Origin of the sequence: Sphingomonas sp. 179-A 2A2 NHS (genome assembly GCF_045371305.1) — a bacterium.
In the GTDB taxonomy this organism is placed as follows: domain Bacteria; phylum Pseudomonadota; class Alphaproteobacteria; order Sphingomonadales; family Sphingomonadaceae; genus Sphingomonas.
Genome location: NZ_JBIQDE010000002.1, coordinates 314,608 through 334,620, shown reverse-complemented (window position 1 = coordinate 334,620; position 20,013 = coordinate 314,608). Strand labels below are relative to the sequence as shown.

General features: G+C 66.1%; 20 protein-coding genes. 12 read left to right on the top strand and 8 right to left on the bottom strand.

The window, feature by feature from the left end; genetic code table 11:
• Positions 1–21: 21 nt before the first annotated feature.
• Positions 22–633: a TetR/AcrR family transcriptional regulator gene (locus ACH0AE_RS04810; protein WP_294443486.1), complete on the top strand. Its 612-nt coding sequence runs from the start codon at positions 22–24 to the stop codon at positions 631–633.
• Between the two features lie 224 nt (positions 634–857).
• Positions 858–1,283: a hypothetical protein gene (locus ACH0AE_RS04805; protein ID WP_294443485.1), complete on the top strand. Its 426-nt coding sequence runs from the start codon at positions 858–860 to the stop codon at positions 1,281–1,283.
• 4 nt (positions 1,284–1,287) lie between these two features.
• Here ACH0AE_RS04805 and ACH0AE_RS04800 read toward each other — a convergent pair whose 3' ends face one another.
• Genes ACH0AE_RS04800 through ACH0AE_RS04790 form a run of 3 tightly spaced genes read right to left on the bottom strand, consistent with a single transcriptional unit; the run spans position 1,288 to position 3,832 of the window.
• Complete coding sequence (locus tag ACH0AE_RS04800) at positions 1,288–1,650, bottom strand: hypothetical protein (RefSeq protein ID WP_294443484.1); 363 nt, start codon at positions 1,648–1,650, stop codon at positions 1,288–1,290.
• Positions 1,647–2,186, bottom strand: coding sequence for a pseudouridine synthase (locus ACH0AE_RS04795; protein ID WP_294443483.1), 540 nt, complete (start codon positions 2,184–2,186; stop codon positions 1,647–1,649). Before ACH0AE_RS04795 ends, ACH0AE_RS04800 begins: the two co-directional genes overlap by 4 nt.
• Positions 2,177–3,832, bottom strand: coding sequence for an NAD(P)/FAD-dependent oxidoreductase (locus tag ACH0AE_RS04790; protein WP_294443482.1), 1,656 nt, complete (start codon positions 3,830–3,832; stop codon positions 2,177–2,179). The genes ACH0AE_RS04795 and ACH0AE_RS04790 overlap by 10 nt, the downstream gene beginning before the upstream one ends.
• 131 nt (positions 3,833–3,963) lie before the next feature.
• Here ACH0AE_RS04790 and ACH0AE_RS04785 point away from each other — a divergent pair, with 131 nt between their 5' ends.
• From ACH0AE_RS04785 to ACH0AE_RS04765, 5 genes are all read left to right on the top strand, one after another.
• Complete coding sequence (locus tag ACH0AE_RS04785; RefSeq protein ID WP_294443481.1) at positions 3,964–4,896, top strand: ABC transporter ATP-binding protein; 933 nt, start codon at positions 3,964–3,966, stop codon at positions 4,894–4,896.
• Positions 4,893–5,684 carry an ABC transporter permease gene (locus tag ACH0AE_RS04780; protein ID WP_294443480.1) on the top strand — a complete coding sequence of 264 codons (792 nt, stop codon included), beginning with the start codon at positions 4,893–4,895 and terminating at the stop codon, positions 5,682–5,684. The genes ACH0AE_RS04785 and ACH0AE_RS04780 overlap by 4 nt, the downstream gene beginning before the upstream one ends.
• Positions 5,685–5,727: 43 nt before the next feature.
• Positions 5,728–6,030: a hypothetical protein gene (locus ACH0AE_RS04775; protein ID WP_294443479.1), complete on the top strand. Its 303-nt coding sequence runs from the start codon at positions 5,728–5,730 to the stop codon at positions 6,028–6,030.
• A 99-nt stretch (positions 6,031–6,129) separates the two neighbouring features.
• Positions 6,130–7,278: a zinc-dependent alcohol dehydrogenase gene (locus ACH0AE_RS04770; protein ID WP_294443477.1), complete on the top strand. Its 1,149-nt coding sequence runs from the start codon at positions 6,130–6,132 to the stop codon at positions 7,276–7,278.
• Positions 7,279–7,292: 14 nt separating this feature from the next.
• Positions 7,293–7,946: a hypothetical protein gene (locus tag ACH0AE_RS04765; protein WP_294443476.1), complete on the top strand. Its 654-nt coding sequence runs from the start codon at positions 7,293–7,295 to the stop codon at positions 7,944–7,946.
• Between the two features lie 41 nt (positions 7,947–7,987).
• Here the strand turns inward: ACH0AE_RS04765 and ACH0AE_RS04760 are convergent, their stop codons facing one another.
• Positions 7,988–8,233 (bottom strand): glutaredoxin domain-containing protein, encoded by a 246-nt coding sequence (locus ACH0AE_RS04760; protein WP_365928277.1) that lies wholly within the window; start codon positions 8,231–8,233, stop codon positions 7,988–7,990.
• A 111-nt stretch (positions 8,234–8,344) separates the two neighbouring features.
• Here ACH0AE_RS04760 and msrB point away from each other — a divergent pair, with 111 nt between their 5' ends.
• From msrB to ACH0AE_RS04740, 4 genes are all read left to right on the top strand, one after another.
• The gene (gene msrB, locus ACH0AE_RS04755; protein WP_294443474.1) at positions 8,345–8,794 is read left to right on the top strand and encodes a peptide-methionine (R)-S-oxide reductase MsrB; all 450 of its coding nucleotides are present in this window, start codon (positions 8,345–8,347) and stop codon (positions 8,792–8,794) included.
• Positions 8,795–8,889: 95 nt separating this feature from the next.
• On the top strand, positions 8,890–9,990 hold the full coding sequence (gene dinB, locus ACH0AE_RS04750; RefSeq protein WP_294443511.1) for a DNA polymerase IV: 1,101 nt from the start codon (positions 8,890–8,892) through the stop codon (positions 9,988–9,990).
• A complete protein-coding gene (locus ACH0AE_RS04745) occupies positions 9,990–11,252 on the top strand; it encodes a DUF763 domain-containing protein (RefSeq protein WP_294443472.1) in 1,263 nt (420 codons plus the stop codon). The genes dinB and ACH0AE_RS04745 overlap by 1 nt, the downstream gene beginning before the upstream one ends.
• A complete protein-coding gene (locus ACH0AE_RS04740; protein ID WP_294443471.1) occupies positions 11,252–11,809 on the top strand; it encodes an alpha-ketoglutarate-dependent dioxygenase AlkB in 558 nt (185 codons plus the stop codon). Before ACH0AE_RS04745 ends, ACH0AE_RS04740 begins: the two co-directional genes overlap by 1 nt.
• A 79-nt stretch (positions 11,810–11,888) precedes the next feature.
• Here ACH0AE_RS04740 and ACH0AE_RS04735 read toward each other — a convergent pair whose 3' ends face one another.
• Complete coding sequence (locus ACH0AE_RS04735) at positions 11,889–14,360, bottom strand: TonB-dependent receptor (RefSeq protein ID WP_406875495.1); 2,472 nt, start codon at positions 14,358–14,360, stop codon at positions 11,889–11,891.
• Positions 14,361–14,605: 245 nt separating this feature from the next.
• Entirely contained in the window at positions 14,606–15,154 is a 549-nt protein-coding gene (locus ACH0AE_RS04730) for a lipocalin family protein (protein ID WP_294445165.1), read from the bottom strand.
• Positions 15,155–15,320: 166 nt separating this feature from the next.
• On the opposite strand from ACH0AE_RS04730, the gene ACH0AE_RS04725 reads away from it, so the two are divergent.
• A complete protein-coding gene (locus ACH0AE_RS04725; RefSeq protein ID WP_294445166.1) occupies positions 15,321–18,095 on the top strand; it encodes a bifunctional diguanylate cyclase/phosphodiesterase in 2,775 nt (924 codons plus the stop codon).
• Here the strand turns inward: ACH0AE_RS04725 and ACH0AE_RS04720 are convergent.
• Together ACH0AE_RS04720 and bsh are read right to left on the bottom strand one after the other, a co-directional pair.
• Entirely contained in the window at positions 18,088–18,804 is a 717-nt protein-coding gene (locus ACH0AE_RS04720) for a trimeric intracellular cation channel family protein (protein WP_294445167.1), read from the bottom strand. The two genes, ACH0AE_RS04725 and ACH0AE_RS04720, sit on opposite strands and share 8 nt — an antisense overlap.
• Positions 18,805–18,864: 60 nt before the next feature.
• Complete coding sequence (gene bsh / locus ACH0AE_RS04715; protein WP_406875494.1) at positions 18,865–19,839, bottom strand: choloylglycine hydrolase; 975 nt, start codon at positions 19,837–19,839, stop codon at positions 18,865–18,867.
• Between the last annotated feature and the right edge of the window lie 174 nt (positions 19,840–20,013).

Below are 20,013 nucleotides of genomic sequence, written 5' to 3'. Positions count from 1 at the left end.
ACAATATATATACCAGCCGTTATGGAAACAGCCACCATCCCCGCCCCCAAGGGCCGCCCGCGCGAGTTCTGCACGGAAGCGGCGCTGGCGGCGGCGCTTCGCGTATTCTGGAGCAAGGGTTATGAGGGCGCCTCGCTGGCCGATCTGACGGAAGCGATGGGCATCACCAAGCCAAGCCTCTACGCCGCCTTCGGCAACAAGGAGGCGCTGTTTCACAAGGCGCTCGACCTCTACGAGGCCGAGAAGCTGGAATATACCCGCGAGGCGCTGCTGGAGCCGACCGCCCGCAAGGTCGCCGAATTCTACATGCGCGGCGCGCTCGACGCGCAGATGAGCTGCAGCGAGCCCAAGGGCTGCCTTGGCGTCATCAGCTCGGTCGCGTGCGGTTCCGAGGCGGAGGCGATCAAGGCCGATGTGGTGGCACGGCGCGCCTCCTCGCAGGTCATGCTGGTCGAGCGGTTCCGCCAGGCGCAGCGCGACGGCGACCTGCCCGAGCACGTCGATCCCGAAGGGCTCACGAGCTATCTCTATGCCCTGCTGCAGGGAATGGCAGTGCAGGCCGGATCGGGCGCGACGCGCGAGGAGCTGGAGCGGCTGATCGAGACCAGCATGGCGATGTGGCCGAGCAAGTAGCGCTCGGCCGCTCGATTAAAGTACCGATCGGTAGAAAAGGCGATTGACGCGCCGGTCGGTGGTTTATATACCCCTTGGTACGGAATGAAGTGAAGCGACGCAGTTAGCCGCTCCCACGCGGTGTACCGCAGGCTTCCTCTCAGGATCTGACGACATTTTCCACCGGGCGCAGTGCGTCGCCGGCAACGGCGAGTGCTGTCCGGTGTACCAAAGGGAGAGTTTCCATGGCTTATCTGGCCTTTTCCGAAGCGAGCAGTGTCGGCGGGCAGGTCGCCCGCTCCTTCGTGCCGCAGCTCGTCAACGAATCCGAAGTGGAAGCCAAGGCGCCGAACCTGTCGGCGCTGGACTGGCTGGTGGTGGCGCTGGCCAAGCGTGACCGGCTGTCCTCGCTGCGCGAGCCGAGCCGGCTGTCGGTGGCGATGGGGACGATCTTCGGGTCGCGCGGCAATCCGCGACTGGCCGACGAGCGGCTCGAGGCGCTGCGCCGGATCGCGGTGCTGAGCTGGCACTTCGGCTATACGGTGCCGGGGCGCGAAGTGGAGCGCTTCCTCGCGGCGGGCTTCACGCCCGAACAATATGAGCTGGTGGTCGACAGCATCAGCGCGGACCAGCAGGCGCAGCGCAAGGAACGCTTCCGCGCCGCCGCCTGATCGATCAGCCGGCGTTGAGCTTCTGCAGCGCGATGCCGGCGAGGTTCTGCGTACGCCGCAGGTAGCGGATTACGAGCCGCCCCGGCGGCCGCGGCAGCGCGCGGAAACGATCGAGATGCTGGCGGCAGGAGGCGGGGCATCGGACGGCGCCGTTTGCCTGCGCGATCACCGCCGCGGCATCACCGAGCAGCAACGCATCCTCTAGGGCCAGATCATGCGCGAGCCGCGTCGCCTCGATCAGCGCCAGCCACTCCGCATCCATGCTGCTGCCCGGCCCGAGATCGCGCGTGACATAGCTGCGGCCGGCGGCGACCACAGCGATCTCCATGCCGGAAGGCCGGCTGCCGCCATCGAAGAAGATCTTCACGCGCGGCGCCATTCGCCCGGCACGATCCCGTCGAGCGACCAGTCCCCGATCCTCCACCGCACCAGCCGGAGCGTGCCGTGACCGAGCGCCGCCGTCATCCGCCGCACCTGGCGATTGCGTCCCTCGCGGATCGTGAGGCGCAGCCAGTGATCGGGGATGCTGGCGCGGTAGCGGATCGGCGGCACGCGCGGCCAGAGATCCGGGGGGTCGATCGCCTCCACCTCCGCCGGGCGGGTGACACCATCCTTCAGCGTGACGCCGCGGCGCAGCCGGTCGAGCGCCTCGGCGCTCGGCTCGCCTTCCACCTGGACAAGATAGGTCTTGGGCAGCTTGAATCTGGGATCCGCGATCCGCGCCTGGAGGCGGCCATCATCCGTCAGGAGCAGCAACCCTTCGCTGTCGCGATCGAGCCGGCCGGCGGGATAGACGCCGGGGACGTCGATATAGTCCGACAGCGTCGCCCGCTTGGTGTCCGTGCCGCGATCGGTGAACTGGCTCAGCACGTCATAGGGCTTGTTGAACAGGATCAGCGCCACGCGGTGAGACTTTGCGCGCCGACCAGACCTGCCCCCTGCATCATGCTCTGCGCCACCGCTTCCGCCACCTTGATGCCATCGACGGCGGCGGAGAGGATGCCGCCGGCATAGCCAGCGCCCTCGCCCGCCGGAAAGAGCCCGGCGGTATTGAGGCTCTGCATGTCCTTGCCGCGCGTGAAGCGGACCGGCGAGGACGTGCGCGTCTCCACCCCCGTCATCACCGCATCCTCATGATCATAGTCGCGGATCTGCCGGCCGAAGACGGGGATCGCCTCGCGCATCGCCTCGACGACGAAGCCGGGCAGAACGTCGGCGAGGTCGGTCGGCGTCACGCCGGGGCGGTACGACGGGACGACGCTGCCCAGTTCGGTCGACGGGCGGCCAGCGAGGAAATCACCGACCCGTTGCGCCGGCGCCTTGTAGTTCGATCCACCGGCGACGAAGGCCTTTTCCTCCAGCCGGCGCTGAAGCGCGATGCCGGCGAGCGCATCGCCGGGATAGTCGCGCGCAGGGTCAATCGCGACGACAAAGCCGGAATTGGCGTTACGCTCGTTGCGCGAATATTGGCTCATGCCGTTGGTGGCGACGCGCCCTTCCTCGGACGTGGCGGCCACGACCGTGCCGCCGGGGCACATGCAGAAGCTGTAGACCGTCCGCCCGTTATTGCAGTGATGCGAGATATGATATTCCGCGGCGCCGAGGATCGGGTGGCCGGCATCGTCGCCGAAGCGAGCGCGGTCGATCCAGGATTGCGGATGTTCGATCCGGACGCCGATGGCGAACGGCTTGGCCTCCACATGGACGCCGGCCTGCTGCAGCATCGCGAAGGTATCGCGCGCGCTGTGGCCGACGGCGAGCACGACATGTTCTGCCTCCAGGTATCCGCCGCCCGCCAGATGAAGCCCGCGCACGCGGCGCACGCCCGAACCGTCGGTGGCGATGTCGAGCCCGTCGACGCGGGTGGAGAAGCGATACTCCCCGCCGAGCGATTCGATCGTCTCGCGGATGCTCTCCACCATCGTCACCAGGCGGAACGTGCCGATATGCGGATGCGCCTCGGTCAGGATCTCCTCCGGGGCGCCGGCTTTGACGAACTCGGTCAGCACCTTGCGATTGAGATGCCGGGGATCCTTGATCCGGCTGTAGAGCTTGCCGTCCGAGAAGGTACCCGCCCCGCCCTCGCCGAACTGGACGTTCGACTCAGGGTTGAGCACGCTGCGGCGCCACAGCCCCCAGGTGTCCTTCGTGCGTTCGCGCACCACCTTGCCTCGATCGAGGACAATCGGACGATATCCCATCTGCGCCAGGATCAGCGCGGCGAAGAGGCCGCACGGCCCCGCCCCGACCACCACCGGGCGCGGGGCGCCGGCAGGGGCCGTGCCGATCGGGCGATATTCGGTGTCGGGCGTCGGCTGAACATCCTGATCCGCCGCGAACCGCGCGAGCAGTGCCGCCTCGTCGGCGACCTCGACGTCAACCGTATAGACCAGCATGATCCGGCCGCGCTTGCGGGCATCGTTGCCGCGCCGTGCAACGCTGTGGCCAAGCAACTCGTGCGACGCGAGGCCAAGCCGATCAGCGATGGCGGCGGGCAAGTGTTCGGCGGCGTGGCGGAGCGGCAATCGCAAATTGGTCAGGCGGATCATGCCGCGCCTTTACAGCGGGATGGCGCGCCTTGCTAACCGCACGTGCACGGCCGGTTATGGTATTTGCCAATCGGCTTCCTAGATGGCGCAAGCCCCGGCCGGGGCAGCCTACCTCCCCTTCCGGAGAAGCAATGCAACCTGTCATTTCGATCCGTGGCCTGCGCAAGGCCTATGCTTCCGGTCATCAGGCGCTGAAGGGAGTGGACCTCGATATCGCGCGCGGCGAGATCTTCGCGCTGCTCGGCCCCAATGGTGCGGGGAAGACGACGCTGATCGGCGCAATCTGCGGCCTGGTGACGGCGACGGGCGGAACGGTGCTGGTCGACGGTTATGACAATGTTCGCCAGTATCGCGAGGCACGCGCGCGCATCGGGCTGGTGCCGCAGGAACTCTACACGGATCAGTTCGAGCCGGTTGGCGCGACCGTCGCGTTCAGCCGTGGGCTGTTCGGCCGGCCGCCCAACCCCGCGCTGGTCGAGGAACTGCTGCGCGAACTGTCACTGTGGGACAAGCGAGACGCGCAGATCAAGGAACTGTCGGGCGGCATGAAACGCCGGGTGATGATCGCCAAGGCGCTGGCGCACGAACCCGAGATCCTGTTCCTCGACGAGCCGACCGCCGGCGTCGACGTGGAGCTTCGCCGTGACATGTGGGCGATGGTGCGGCGGCTGCGCGAGCGCGGCGTGACCATCATCCTCACCACCCATTATATCGAGGAGGCCGAGGAGATGGCCGACCGGATCGGCGTGATCGATCGCGGCGAACTGGTGCTGGTCGAGGAAAAGGCCACGCTGATGAAGAAGCTGGGCCGCAAGGAGCTGATCGTCCAGTTGGCCGAGCCGCTCGACGCACTGCCGCCCAGCCTCGCCGACTGGAAGCTGGACCTCACCGCCGATGGGCGCGAGCTGCGCTACGTCTTCGATCGCCACGCCGAGCGCACCGGCGTTCCGTCGCTGCTGGCGCGGCTGCGCGATCTCGGCATCGAATTCTCGGATCTCAACACTCACCAAAGCTCGCTGGAGGAAATCTTCGTCGGGCTGGTCAACGATCGGCGGGCCGCATGAACCAGAGCAGCATCAACCCGGCCCGCTTCAACGCCCGCGGCGTCTGGGCCCTCTACCGCTTCGAAATGCATCGTTTCCGCCGGACCTTGTGGACCGGCCTTGCCGTGCCGGTGATCACGACGACGCTTTACTTCGTCGTCTTCGGCTCCGCGATCGGATCGCGCATGACCGAGGTGAACGGCATTCCCTATGGCAGCTTCATCGTGCCCGGGCTGATGATGCTGTCGCTGTTCCAGGAAAGCACGTTCAACGGCGCGTTCGGCATCCACATGCCGCGCTTCACCGGGACGATCTACGAACTGCTTTCCGCCCCCATGTCCGCGTTCGAGACGGTGCTGGGCTATGTCGGCGCGGCGGCGACCAAGGCGATGGCGGTGGCGCTGGTGATCCTGGGCACCGCTCACCTCTTCGTCGATGTCGAGGTGGCGCACCCGGTGGCCATGCTGGCGTTCCTGATGCTCGTCGCCTGCGCCTTCTCGCTCTTCGGCTTCGTGCTGGGGGTGTGGGCCAAGGGCTTCGAGCAATTGCAGGTCATCCCCCTGCTCGTCGTGACCCCGCTGACCTTCCTCGGCGGCGCTTTCTACTCGCTCGACATGCTGCCCGAGCCGTGGCGCACGGTGACGCTGTTCAACCCGATCGCGTATCTCATCAACGGCTTCCGCTGGACCTTCTTCGGCACCGCGGACGTGTCGCCGCTGATCAGCCTTGCCGTGACGGCCGGCTTCCTGGCGGTGTGCCTGGCCGCAGTGTGGTGGATATTCCGCACCGGCTATCGCCTGAAGGCGTGAGCCGCGATTGCGCGATTGAGGAACCGCGGCCAAGGCGCTGACCATGGACTATGTCGCGCTCAAGACCCACGTTGCCGGCATCCTCACCACCGGCGGCGATTCGCTGGCGCACGTGCATGGCGGCATGGCGGTGCTGCTGCTCGCGCGGCTGATCACGCGCCGGTCGCTGGCAACGCCGATCCCGCTGCTGTGCGTGGTGGTGCTGCAGGCGATCAACGAGTGTATCGACCGGTACAACCATGGATCATGGCGCTGGCCGGACACGATCGGCGATACGCTGAACACGCTGTTCTGGCCGACGGTGCTGTTCATCGGCCTGCGGCTGCGGCGGCAGCGCGAGCATTGAGCCTGAAAAGTCCCTGATCTGCCGCAAGATCAGGAACCGTTGCGGGCGACCGGGCTTCATGAAGGCAGGCAAGCCTCTGCCGCTTCAGGGAGCCCATGAATGCTGGCGATGAATTACCGCGGGCCGTATCGCGTCCGCGCCGACGAACGACCGATGCCCAAGATCCTGCATCCCGAGGATGCGATCGTGCGCGTCACCCGATCCTGCATCTGCGGATCGGACCTCCACCTCTATCACGGCATGGTGCCCGACACGCGGGTGGGCATGACGTTCGGGCACGAATTCTGCGGGATCGTGGAGGAAGTGGGGCCGGAGGTGCAGAACCTGAAGCGCGGCGATCACGTCATCGTGCCGTTCAACATCGCCTGCGGTAAATGCCATTTCTGCCAGCAGGGCCTGTTCGGCAATTGCCATGAATCGAACGCCCAGGCGACCGCGGTCGGCGGCATCTTCGGCTATTCGCATACCGCCGGCGGCTATGACGGCGGGCAGGCGCAATATGTTCGCGTGCCCTATGCCGATGTGGGCCCGACGGTGATCCCGGAATGGATGGACCCGGATGATGCGGTGCTGCTGACCGACGTGGTGCCGACCGGCTACCAAGCCGCCGAGATGGGCGGCATCCAGAAGGGCGACACCGTCGTCGTGTTCGGCGCCGGCCCCGTTGGCCTGATGGCGGCGCGATCGGCCTGGCTGTTTGGCGCAGGCCGCGTGATCGTGATCGACCATCTCGACTATCGCCTTGAGTTCGCCCGCGTCTTCGGCCCGGCGGAGGTCTATAATTTCCGCGAGATCGACGACGTCGTCGTGTTCCTGAAGAAGCAGACGGATTCGCTGGGCGCCGACGTGTGCATCGACGCGGTCGGCGGCGACGCGGCGGGCAATGCGATCCAGTACGTGCTCGGCACCAAGCTGAAGCTGGAAGCGGGCAATGCCATCGCGCTCCACTGGGCGATCAACTCGGTGAAGAAGGGCGGGATCGTCTCGATCGTCGGCGTCTATGGTCCGACGGGCAACATCGTGCCGATCGGCAACGTGGTGAACAAGGGCATCACCATCCGTGCCAACCAGGCATCGGTGAAGCGCCTGCTGCCGCGGCTGATCGATCACGTGAAGGCCGGACACATAAACCCTAAGGCGATGATCACGCACCGCGTGCCGCTGGAGGACGTGGCCGACGCCTATCACATCTTCTCCGCCAAGCTCGACGGCTGCATCAAGCCGCTGCTGCTGCCCAACGGCCAGTGAGAGAGGACGCAAGGATGACGAAAGCCATGGTGGATACGTCCACGATCCCCGGCTGGGGCGTCGATGCCGAGCCGGACAACAACCCGACCTGGCCGATCCGGCACATCGAGAACCAGACGCGGGGGCTGACCTGGGAACGCCCGGCGCAGCAGAGCCCCAAGGTGGAGGTGCTGCGATCGATCGAGCACAACCGGCTGCCCGCGGTGATCGGCACCTCGACCCCGCCGAGCGGGCTTTCGGGCATGATTCGCCGCTACGCCTTCCGCCACAGCGAATCCGACTGGTGGCACTGGCTGCTGCTGATGGGCGCGGACCGGATCAACGTGGTCGAGGGCGTGGTCGAGGATTTGGCCAAGGGCAAGGTGCCCAACGTACCGGCCGAGATGGGCGCGCAGGCCGAGTGGAAGCATAACAAGGCGGGCTTTGCGCTGAAGGCGGGTGCGGTGCTGGCCGTTGGTGTTGGTTTGTTCGCGGCGCTTCGCGGCGGGAAGAGCAAGTCCTCGACCTGGCCATCCTCTGCCCCGCGGCAGCTCCCGCCGCCGCCCGCACCGAAGCGACCGACCCACGAAGCGGCTTGGGTGACGCCGACACCGCCAGGATTGACGCCCGAGCCGCCGGCCCACCCGGGAACGGCGCCGTTCAAGGTGGAGCCTCCCGAAGGCAATTGATCGACATCGTCACCCCGGCTGCGCGCCGGGGTGACGAACCATTATTGCGCCAGGTAGCGTTCCAGATCGTCACTGCCGCCGATCCGCTCTCCCTGGATGAACACCTGCGGCGTGGTGGCGACGCCATGCTCGTCCTTGAACGCATCCACCTCCCCGCGCGTGGCGAGGATGTGATCCTCCACCGTATAGCCCGCCTGCTCGAGCATCTCCTTGGCGCGTACGCCGAAAGGGCAGGTGTGATCGGGCAGCACCATGCGATAGAGGATCGCTTTCTTCGTCTCGGCCATGTCGAACTTCCGTTGTTGCGGCGCGTCAGCGAAGCAGCGGCGCGCGCGTTCCGGGACGGGCTCGAAATTTCCGCCCGGCGGCCCCATCTTGGGCGGCGAATGGAGGCGCTGATGACAAGCTACCGCAAGACCGACGAAGCGATCGCCGCACTGACCCCCGAGCAATATTACGTGACGCAGGAGAGCGGCACCGAGCGGCCGGGCACCGGCGCCCTGCTCTACAACAAGGAGCCTGGGATCTATGTCGACGTGGTCTCGGGCGAGCCGCTGTTCGCGAGTTCCGACAAATATGAATCCGGCTGCGGCTGGCCGAGCTTCACCAAGCCGATCGAGCCCGCGAACGTGACGGAGCTCGCCGATCACTCGCACTTCATGACCCGCACCGAAGTGCGCTCCAAGCACGGCGACAGCCATCTGGGCCATGTCTTCCCCGATGGGCCGCGTGATCGCGGTGGGCTTCGTTACTGCATCAATTCGGCCTCGCTCCGCTTCGTCCACCGCGACGACATGGAGGCGCAAGGCTATGGCGCGTACCTGCCGCAGGTCGAGGAAGTCGCCTGACACGACCGGCTGACTGACCATCGCGGCGGCGCGGCTTATCGCATCGCGCCGCCGCGGTGTTCCGCATCCGTTCCGCAGCTGCTATAGGCCCGCAGATGGAAGGCGGATCGACTCGCAAGATCATCCATGTCGACATGGACGCCTTCTTCGCGTCGGTGGAGCAGCGTGACGACCCGGCGCTGCGCGGCAAGCCCGTTGCGGTCGGCAGCGCCGCCGCGCGCGGCGTGGTGGCGGCGGCGAGCTATGAGGCACGGGCTTTCGGCGTCCGCTCAGCCCTTCCCTCGGTAACGGCCCTGCGCCGCTGCCCGGACCTCATCTTCGTTCGCCCGCGGTTCGACGTCTACAAGTCCGTATCGCGGCAGGTGCATGCGATCTTTGCCGAGTTTACCGACATCATCCAGCCGCTGTCGCTGGACGAAGCCTATCTCGATGTGACGGCAAATCGCGCCGGGCTGCCCACCGCCTGGGCGACGGCGAAGGCGATCCGCGCGCGCATCCTCGAGGAAACCGGCCTCACCGCCTCCGCCGGCGTCTCGTACAACAAGTTCCTGGCGAAGCTCGCGTCCGATCATCGCAAACCGAACGGTCAGTTCGCGGTGACGCCGGAGATGGGCCCGGCCTGGGTGGAGACGCTGCCAGTGTCGCGCTTCCATGGCGTCGGGCCGGTGACGGCGGCGAAGATGAAGCGGCTGGGCATCGAGACGGGCGCGGACCTGCGCGGCAAGTCGATGGCGTTCCTAGAGCAGCATTTCGGCAGTTCGGCGGGCTGGTATTACGCGATCGCCCGGGCGCAGGACGACCGGCCGGTGAACCCCAATCGCGAGCGCAAATCCTCGGGCTCGGAAACCACGTTCCGCACCGACCTGACCGAGCCGGCCGAGATCGAGGCCGGCGTGCTGCGCATGGCGGACGACGTGTGGGAGTGGTGCGAGAAGGCGCAGGCCTTTGGACGGACGGTGACGGTGAAGATCAAGTTCCAGGATTTTCGCCTGATCACGCGCAGCCGCAGCCACCCCGGGGCGGTCAACACGCGCGAACAACTGCACGCAGCCAGCCTTGATCTCATCCGGTCGATCTATCCACCCGAGAACGGGATCCGCCTCGTCGGCGTGACCGTATCGAACTTCGAGGCGGCGAGCGCAGCGCCGGCGGAGACGCTGCCGCTGTTCGACGCCGTCGCTGCGGGAGCACGCTGATGGGGCGGCGGGCGGGAAGCGCGGATCTGCCGCTGCATGGCGGCCGCGTGCCGGCATGGCTGGGCCAGCGGATGACCCGGCTCGGCGCCGTCATCACCCAGGCGATCGTGCTGGAATATGGCCGCGACGAGCTGCTGCGGCGGCTCGCCCACCCCTTCTGGTTCCAGTCGTTCGGCGCGGTGATGGGGATGGACTGGCATTCGTCCGGCATCACGACGAGCGTGATCGGCGCGTTGAAGCGTGGGCTCGCCCCGCTTTCCGGCGAGCTTGGCCTTCACGTCTGCGGCGGACGCGGACGGCATAGCCGCGCCACCCCGGGGGAACTCGTCGCGATCGGTGAGCGTGTCGGCATCGATGGCGCGGCTTTGGCGCAGGCCAGCCGGCTGGTCGCGAAGGTGGACAGCGCCGCGGTACAGGACGGGTTCGACCTGTACCTCCACGGCTTCATCGTGGCGGACGACGGCCGCTGGGTGGTGGTGCAGCAGGGCATGAACGGCGATCGCCGGCAGGCGCGCCGCTATCACTGGCTGTCGGAGGGGCTGGAAAGCTTCGTCGACGCGCCGCACGCCGCGATCGAGGGTCGGCAGCAGGGCGCGATCGTGAACCTCGCGGATCGACGGGCGGCAGCCTCGCGGAACCGCCAGCTCGATCTGCTGCGCGATGCCGGGCCGGACGGCATCATGCGCGAGGTTGCCCGCCTCGAACCACCATCGGCGCGTGCCGCCACAGCATCGGCCCAGCCGCTGCTGCCGCATCTCGTGATGCCCGATCATCATGCCTTACACGCGGAGAATGTGGTGGAGCGACGGCTCCACGGCGCGCTTGCTGCTGCCGCCGATCGCGGCCCGAAGGATTTCGCCGACCTGCTGCTGGTGCCGGGCATCGGCGCACGAACCGTCCGCTCGCTCGCGCTGGTGGCGGAGGTGGTGCACGGCGCGCCGTGCCGCTTCACCGATCCGGCGCACTTCAGCCTGGCGCATGGCGGCAAGGATCGTCACCCCTTCCCCGTGCCCACCAAGGTCTATGACCGGACGATCGCGGTGATGAAGCAGGCGGTGGATGCGGCGAAGCTCGGTCAGGACGAGAAGCTGGCTGCGATCCGCCGCCTCGACCAACAGGCGCGCCGGCTGGAGCGGACCGCGACCGGACCATCGGTGGAAGCATTGATCGCCAAGGAGCGCGCGCGATCGCACGACTATGGCGGGCGAAGCGTTTTCGGCTGGGAGCCGCCCGCCGGCGGCGAGCAGGCGAAGGCGTCCTGATGCTCGACCTGTTCGATACGCCGCTGCTGCCGGGCCTCACAGCGACCGACGATCTCGTCAGCGAGGCGGAGGAGCGCGCGCTGACCGCCGCGATCGATGGCGAAGCGCTGGCGCCGTTCCGCTTCCAGGGATGGACCGGCAAGCGGCTGACCGCCTCGTTCGGCTGGACCTATGACTTCGACAAGGGCCGCCTGCTGACGGGCGAGCCGCTGCCGGACTGGTTGCTGCCGATCCGCGCCCGCGCGGCGCGCTTCGCCGGCCTTCCCGAGGACGAACTCGTCCAGGCATTGCTGATCCGCTACGATCCGGGCGCCGGGATCGGCTGGCATCGCGACCGGCCGGCGTTCGAGCATGTCGTCGGCCTATCGCTCGGCGCGCCGACCGCGATGCGCTTTCGCCGGCGCGTGGGCGCGAAGTTCGAGCGCGTCTCAGCGCCACTGCCGCCGCGCGGCGCCTATCACCTTACCGGTGAGGCGCGCCACGATTGGGAGCATAGCATCGCCGAGATGGACCGGACGCGCTGGTCGATCACCTTCCGAAGCCTGCGCGCGCGCTGATCGCTCCTCGCCGGCTTCCAAACGAAACGGCGCCCCGGTTTTGCCCGGGGCGCCGTCGTCATCCCGTTCGAGCCATAGCTTAGAAGCGGAAGGCCCCCGTCACGCCATAGGTGCGGACCTGGCCCGGGAAGCGGACCACGATGTTCGCGTTGCTGGCGACGGCGTTCCAATAATATTGGTTGAAGAGGTTACGCGCCCAGGCGTTCAGCGCCCAGCTGTCGTCGGTCGCCTTCACGCCGAAGCCGGCGTTGACCACCGTGTACGGCTTGATGTCATACAGCGGATTGACCTCGAAGATCGTGGTCTGGCGCGACTGATACCGCACGTTGGCATTGGCAGTGAACGCCAGGTCGTCGTTGATCGGCTGATCGAGCAGCGCGGTTCCTGACAGCGTCCATTCCGGGCTGTAGATGAAGCGCGCGCCGTCGAAATCCTGCGGCTTGCCGGCGGCGTTGGTGCCGACATAGCCGTTGATCCGCGTCTTCAGCCACAAGGCGTTCGCCATCAGCGTCAGCGGACGGGCCGGACGGACCGTCAGCTCGCCTTCGATACCATAAGCTTCCGACTTCGGAATGTTATCGAGGCGGGCAAGCGCGGTGTAGATCGGATCAGCGAAATAGGCGCTGATCTGCTTGTCCTTGTAATCATAGTAGAAGCCGGCGAGATTCAGCTGGACCTTGCGATCGAGGAAACCGAGCTTCGCGCCGATTTCATAGGCGGTCAGCTGCTCCTGCCTGGCTGGCAGGTTCTGGCGCGCGTTGCTGGCTGCGTTGATCGGCGAGGTGCCGGACTTATAGCCGCGCGAGATCGAGGCGTAGAACAAGGTGGTAGCGTTCGGCGTCACGTCGATCGAGCCGCGCCAGGCGAAATTGTCCTCGTCGAGGCGCGAATTGACCACGCCGAAGCTGTTCGTCGCCGGGTTGAACGTGTTGCAGTCATTCACCCCGATCGGCGCCGCGAGCGGGCCGGTGGGATTGAACAGCTGCTGGTAGAGGCCGCGGTTGAACAGGTTGATGTTGGTGACCATGCTGCCGTTGAAATCGCGCGAGCAGCCAGTGAACTTCTGCAGATCCTGCGTGTACCGAGCGCCCAGCGTCAGTTTGATGAGATCGGAGAAGGCGTAATCGCCGTTGGCGAAGATGCTCCACGTCCGCGTGTCGAACGCACCCTCGTCGCGATAGGTGCGGAAGGTGCTTGCCGCGTCCGCCAGCGTATAGCCGAAGGTGTTGATCGGCGTGTTGATCAGCTGCGACGTGGCGAAGCGCAGCAGCGCCGAGTTCGCATTCTGGCCAAGCAGCGTGCGGTTCGTGTCGCTGATCGTGTCCTTCGAATAATAGCCGCCGACGAGCCAGTTATAGCCCGGGCCGTCGCCTTCGACGCGCAGCTCCTGCGCGAAGCTTTCGATATGGCCGTCCGCCTTCTGGATCAGCACTTCCGCCGGGATGCCCGACCAGTCGAAGGTCGCCTTGCGATCGAACTCGTTATAGCCGGTGAGCGACACGACGCGGACACTGTCGGACACGTTGAGCTGGATGCGGCCCTTCAGCCCGAGGAAGTAATTGTCCTCGGCGAGCGGATCGCTGATGCCGGCGCCGCGACCAATGTCTGCCGAGCGGCGCGCGTACGGCGCCCAGTCGGCCTGGTTGCCGCGGGTCGGGAAGTTCGCCGCGATATAGGCGGCTGCGCCCGGCGCGTTGAAGTTGCTGGCCGAGCCGCCCCCGCCCGGCGTCGTCGCCGGGGTGAAGCCGATCGCCTGGCCAGAGACGGTATCCGACTTGTTGACCCAATAGGTGGCCGACAGATCGATCTCGAACGGGCCCGGCTGGAACGCCAGCGAGCCGCGCAAGCCATAGCGCTTCACGCGGCCGAGCCGCTCGTCGGGCCGGCTGTTGCTGATCTGCCAGCCTTCGTTCGACAGGTCGACGCGGTAGCCGATACGCGCCTGGATGCCCTCGGCGATCGGGCCGGTGACATAGCCGCCGACGTTGAACGTCTCGTAATTGCCGACGTCGACCGTCATCGCGCCGGACGCGGTCTCGCTCGGCTTGCCGGTGACGAAGTTGATAAGGCCGGCGGTCGTATTGCGGCCGTAGAGTGTGCCCTGCGGGCCCTTCAGCACTTCGACCCGCTCGATATCAATCATCGGGCCGGTGTTCATGATCGGATAGGCGTACGCCACTTCGTCGACGTACGTGCCGACAGTCGACTGTGCCGAAAGGTTGATCGAATTGAAGCCGATGCCGCGCAGCGTGTAGGTCGGCACGCCCTGATAGCTTTGCGCAACGGTGAAGCTTGGCACCACGGCGGCGAGATCGCGCACGTTCTGGACGCGCAGCTCCTGCAGCGTGTCCGCTTCCAGCGCCTGAACCGAGATGCCGACGCGGTTGATGGATTCTGCGCGGCGCTGCGCCGTCACGACGATATCGCCGATCGCGCCGTCGTTCGCGGCCGTGGCGTGATCTGCCGGTGCCGCGGTGGTCGTCTGGGTGGTCTCGGCAGGCGCTTCCGCTGCGGCCGGCGCGTCCTGCGCCTGCGCGGCCCCTGCGATCACGAAGGCACCCAAGCTGACGCCAAGACCCAGCAAGTGCGCGTGCGAACCGATCCGACCATGTTATTTCCTCTCTAGATGTCACGGGCCCGTTCGTCCGGGCTCTGTAGCGTGCGTAGGTAGCAGCGCCGCCGGTGGGCGCGCCTGACACCTTAGACAGGTTGAGAATGAGCAGCGGCGCCCTTAGCGCGCCAGCCGCGGTAACGCGCGCAGCAGCCAGCGCCGCGCGCGCCTAGTTCAGCATATCGTCATTGCGCGGTGACGCGGACGAGCGACCAGTCGTAGCCCAGTTCCTGCACCCGCTTCTTCAGCAATTCCATGGTCTCGGCGCTTGGCTTCTTCTCGCGCGTCAATGCCCACAGGTAACGGCCGGACGGCTCGCCGACGATTGACCATTCGTAATTGTCGCCATGGTCAAGCACCCAATAGTCGCCATAGAACGGGCCAAAGAAGGAAACCTTCAGCTTGGCGTTGGTCGCAGGATCGACGATCTTCGCCTTGCCGGTGGTGGACTTCTCCTTGCCGTTCACGCCGCCCTTGCGGCCGCTGTTGACCACGCGGATCGATCCATCATCGTTCAGGCTGTAGAATGCCATGACGGCATCCATCCCCTTCTGGAACGATGCTTCGTAGCGAAACTGTTCGTACCAGCGGCCGAGATATTGCGGCAGGTCCACCGGGCGCGCGGGATCGGGGACGGACCGGTTGCCGACCGGGCCCGGGCGAGGAATGGCCACACAGGCCGCCAGAACTGCCGGGATGCCGATCGCGGCAGCGCCGACCAGAAGCTTTCTCATCGGGTTCCTTCTTCTTGTTAATGCCGATCAAGGTACGCGCCGCGGGCGGCTTGGTTGCGGGCCGGCGCTGATCGCGGGGTGGGGAACATCCGCCATCGGCAAGTCACGTGATCTTAACGGAAAGGCGCCGATAGCGAACGGCTATGTTCGGTTGGTGATCAAGCCCATGCTGTCCAGTCCGCTCAAGGAAATCACGAACAGCCCCGACGATCTGGTCCGGGCGCAGTTCGCGAACCTGCGTACGCAGATCCCGCTGATGTACGCGCTGATGCTGATGAATGCAGGGTTCCTAGCGCTTGCCACGGTGGGCGAGGTGCCTCTCACCTACAGCCTTGCTGCACCGCTGCTGCTGCTCGTCGGCACCGCGGCGCGATCGGGAATATGGATCTTCCGCGGGTTCAAGGATCCCGATCCGGAGACGATCCGGCGCTATTTCCGCGGGACGGTGTTCGTATCCGCCGTGTTGAGCGCGGGGTTCGGCGCCTGGGGCGTTCTGCTGCTGCAGGAAGCCGGGCCGTCGCGGGCCACCGCGATCGCGCTCTATGTCTTCGTCGGCTCGATCAGCTGCTGCTACTGCCTGCAGGCACTGCCGATCGCGGGCCGCTTCGTCCTGCTGTTCGGCGCGCTGCCGATCACGCTGACGCTGGCGGGGTCGGGCGACTGGTACCAGGTGGGCACGGCGGCGAGCTTCCTGCTCGTGTCGGGCGTGATCCTGCGCACGCTGACCGCGAACCACGCGACCATGGTGGCCTCGATCAAGGCGCAATCGGCGATGAGCGAGCTTATCGCAGCGCTGCGACAAAGCGAGGAGCATTACCGCCACTCGGTCGACCTCAACCCGCAGATCCCCTGGATCAGCGACCCCTATGGCCTGCTGACTGAACTCAGCCCGCGCTGGACACGGCTGACCAATTTGCCGGTCGAGCAATCGCTGGGCGCGCGCTGGATCGACAACATTCATCCGGAGGACCTTTCCCGCACGCGAGCGCAGTGGAGAGAGGCGCTGACATCAGGGCGGACCGACCTGGCGGACGCCCGCTTCCGCGTGCGCGTCGCCGACGGCAGCTATCGCTGGTTCCGCTCGCGTGCCGCCCCGCGGCGGGACGCCGATGGCACGATCATCTCGTGGTACGGCAACCTGGAGGACATCCACGACCAGGTGCTCGCGGAGCAGGCGCTGCAGCACAGCGAGGAGCGGTATCGCCTCGCGTCCCGTGCCACCAACGACATCATCTGGGACTTCCGCGTCGATGAGGGCGTGATCTCCTGGAGCGGGGCGACCAGCGCCGTGCTGGGCTTCCCGGAGACGGCCGAAGGCACCTCGTTCGCCTGGCTGCTGGCGCATGTTCATCCCGACGATCGCGGCAGGGTCGGCACCGAGGTGAGGCTGGATGATCCGGCCTTCACTTACTGGTCGGAGGAGTTTCGCATGCTCGCCGCCTCGGGCGAATATCTCCACATGCGAAGCCGCGGCTATGTGGTGCGCGACGAGGAGGGCCGTGCGACCCGGCTGATCGGATCGCTGCAGGACGTGACGGCCGAACGGCGCTTCCAGGACGAGCTGCGGTTCGCCGCACATTACGATGCGCTCACCCGCCTGCCCAACCGGCTGCTGTTCGCCGAGCGCCTGGACGCTGCGCTGGAGGATGCGCGCCGGTTCGGCCACGAAGTGATCCTGGTCGTGCTCGACGTCGACGGCTTCAAGACGGTGAACGACAGCCTCGGCCATGATTGCGGTGATGCGCTGCTGCGCGAGATCGCGGCGCGGCTGATGGAGTCCGCGCCAGGCCAGGCCACGGTCGCGCGGCTCGGCGGCGACGAATTCGCCATCATCCTGCCGGGCGCCGCGGGTGGCCAGAACAGTATCGGCGCCATCGAAACGCTGCTGACCGACATATCCACCCCGATGGTCTACGCCGGCCGTACGATCGAGGTCGGTTTGAGTGCCGGCATTGCGGTCGCGCTGCGCGACGGCGCCGTCGCGGAGGAACTGCACAAGAGCGCTGACCTTGCCCTGTACGCCGCCAAGCGCGACGGACCGGGCCGGGCTCGCACCTTCCAGCGCGAACTTCGCGATGACGCGGAGCGGCAGAAGCAGATGCTGTCGGATGCACGCGCCGCCCTGCAGGGCGAGTGGATCGTGCCGTTCTACCAGCCCAAGGTGTGCCTGCGCAGCGGCAAGCTTCTGGGGCTGGAAGCGCTGCTTCGGCTCCACCATCCGCAACAGGGGCTGTTGGCGCCGCATGCCATCGCGGCCGCGTTCGACGATCCGGGAACGTCCGTTCAGATCACCGACCGGATGCTCGACCGCGCCATCACCGACATGGCGCAATGGCAGGAGCACGGCCTCGACTTCGGCCGGCTGGCGATCAACGGCTCTCCGGAAGATTTCCGGCGCGGCGACTTTGCCGACCGGATCCTGGAACGCCTGCATCGCGCAAACCTGTCCCCTTCCCTCCTTGAGCTCGAGGTGACGGAAACGGTGTTCCTGCGTCAGCTGGCCGCCAACGTCAGCGCTGCGCTCACCACCTTGTCAGCGGAGGGTGTGACGATCGCGCTGGACGATTTCGGGACCGGCTATGCTTCGCTGACCCACCTCAAGCAGTTCCCGGTGGACGCGCTGAAGATCGACCGGTCCTTCGTCTCGCGCCTCGGCTCCGCAGATGGCGAGGACGCGGCGATCGTTGGCGCGGTCATCGATCTGGCCAGGAACCTCGGCATCGATACGGTGGCGGAGGGCATCGAGACGCCGGAACAGGCGAAATACCTGATCCTGAAGGGATGCGACGCGGCACAGGGCTTCCTGTTCAGCCGTCCGCTCGACGCCGATCAGGTGCCGCGGATGGTGCGCGACTGGAGCGCCAAGGCCATGGTGGGGCGGTGCGGCACTGATGATTGGGGGCCGGAGATGCGCCGCCAGTTCCTCAACCGCTTCACTTGAGCTCGCCACCAGTCGGCCGCTTCAACACGCCGGCTTGTTTTCGAGCTTCGCCGCCCGGTTCGCGGTCCGGGGACAGTGCGACCGGCAAGCGCCAGCCGAAGTGGATCGCCGCTACCCGCACGCCGAAACAGGCCAGGGCAGAGACGATCATCGTCGGCACCAGCGGCAGGCCAAAGTGAGTGCCCGTCACCGCAAGCCCCGCGCCGAGCAGCGCTGCAACCGCATAGATGTCGCTCTGCAAGATCGCTGGCACGCGCGCCACCAGAATATCCCGCGCGACGCCGCCGCCCGCCCCCGTCACCATTCCGAGCAGCGCCGCCATCAGCGGATCAAGCCCGTGCGCCAGTGCCTTTTCCGCGCCGGCGACCGAAAAGAGGGCAAGGCCAGCGGCATCGAACATCATGATCGCATTGTGGAGGCGCGACATCGGCGTGTACCACAGGAAGATGATCAGCCCCGCCGCGACCGAGGCCGCGAGATAGCGCCAGTCGCTGATCGCTGCCGGCGGCACCACACCGATCAGGATATCGCGCAGGATACCGCCTGCACTGGAGGCGGCGAACGACAGTACCAGCACGCCGAATATGTCCAGGCGGCGTTGAACGCCCAGCATCGCGCCGCTGATCGCAAAGACAAACGTGCCGCCCAGATCCATGAAGGACAGCAACTGATGCAGCATATGCTGCTCGATAAGCTCGCCGCTCGTCATCGGCCGCCACCTTCCATCATGTGAGCGCTGTTGCGACGTGGGGCGCGAAGACGCGGGCGGTCAGTTCTGCATCCGGATCTGCTGGCCTTGGATCAGCGGATAATTAGCGAGCGCCGATCCATCCAGATCCTCCTTGTGCATGTCGACGGCAGTGATCTGGCTGTTCTCGTACGTGGTGTAGTAATAGATGCCCTTGTCGACGTTGCAGCAGGACGAATAGATCGTGATCTCATATTGATCGCCGCCGACGTTCGCGCAGCCGCGTTGCTGGGCGACCGACCCCAAAATGTGGAAGAACTGGCTGACCGACGCGGATTCGGATTCATCGGCGATCGAGTTCATCTTGGTAAAGACGGCACGCACGAAGCGCGACGAGGAAGACAGGTCCCCCGGCAGGCCCAGCGCACCCATGCCCCGGCTATAGACGTCGAACTTGATCGCGTCCGAGAAGGTATTGGTCGGCGAATAGCGCGACAGGTGTATGAAATTGTTGAGGTTGAACAACTGAATATCGAAAGTGGGGTTGTTGGTCAGCACCCCCACCGGATTGTCATAGACCTTCAGCCCGTCGGGCATCGGCTCCACCGTGATCGACTTCGACCGATCGGCGATGATCCAGTGCAGCGGTGACGGCGGCAGGCCCTCGCTGAACGCGATGTCGACGAGATTGACGGCGCGCAGCGCCTCCTTGACCTCGTCAACGGTCTCGAACTGCGCGAGCACCCACAGGACGAACTCGAACGACGTGACGTTCGTCTTGCCCGGTTCCTCTGGCCGGTAGACGGCGTTCCCCATGAAGGCGAGCCCGGCCATGCTGAGCCCCTTCTCGTTCGTGCCATCGTAATAGAGCGGGGAATCATTCACGACCGTCGCCATGCCGATGATCGCATGGTGGGTGGGGATCGGCGGAAGCTTGCGAAGCTCGATCGCATAGTTGCGCGGCGTGACGGCGACCGATTCTCCATAGGATCGCTCGTAATCGAGATTGCGGCCGAAATAATGATCCTTGGTAGCGAAGCTGAGCCCCGTACACATGTCCGGCCTCCATTTTCCTGAAACACGGCAAACTGCGGCGTCCGGGCGCGCTTCGTTCAGTTTATCAATGGTTCCTCACTGTAGTCAGGGCACCATCGGCTCCTTCATCGTCATCGACGCGCCTATTGCCCCCTGCACGTGGGGACTACAGCATTCAGGTTAGACCATCTTGAA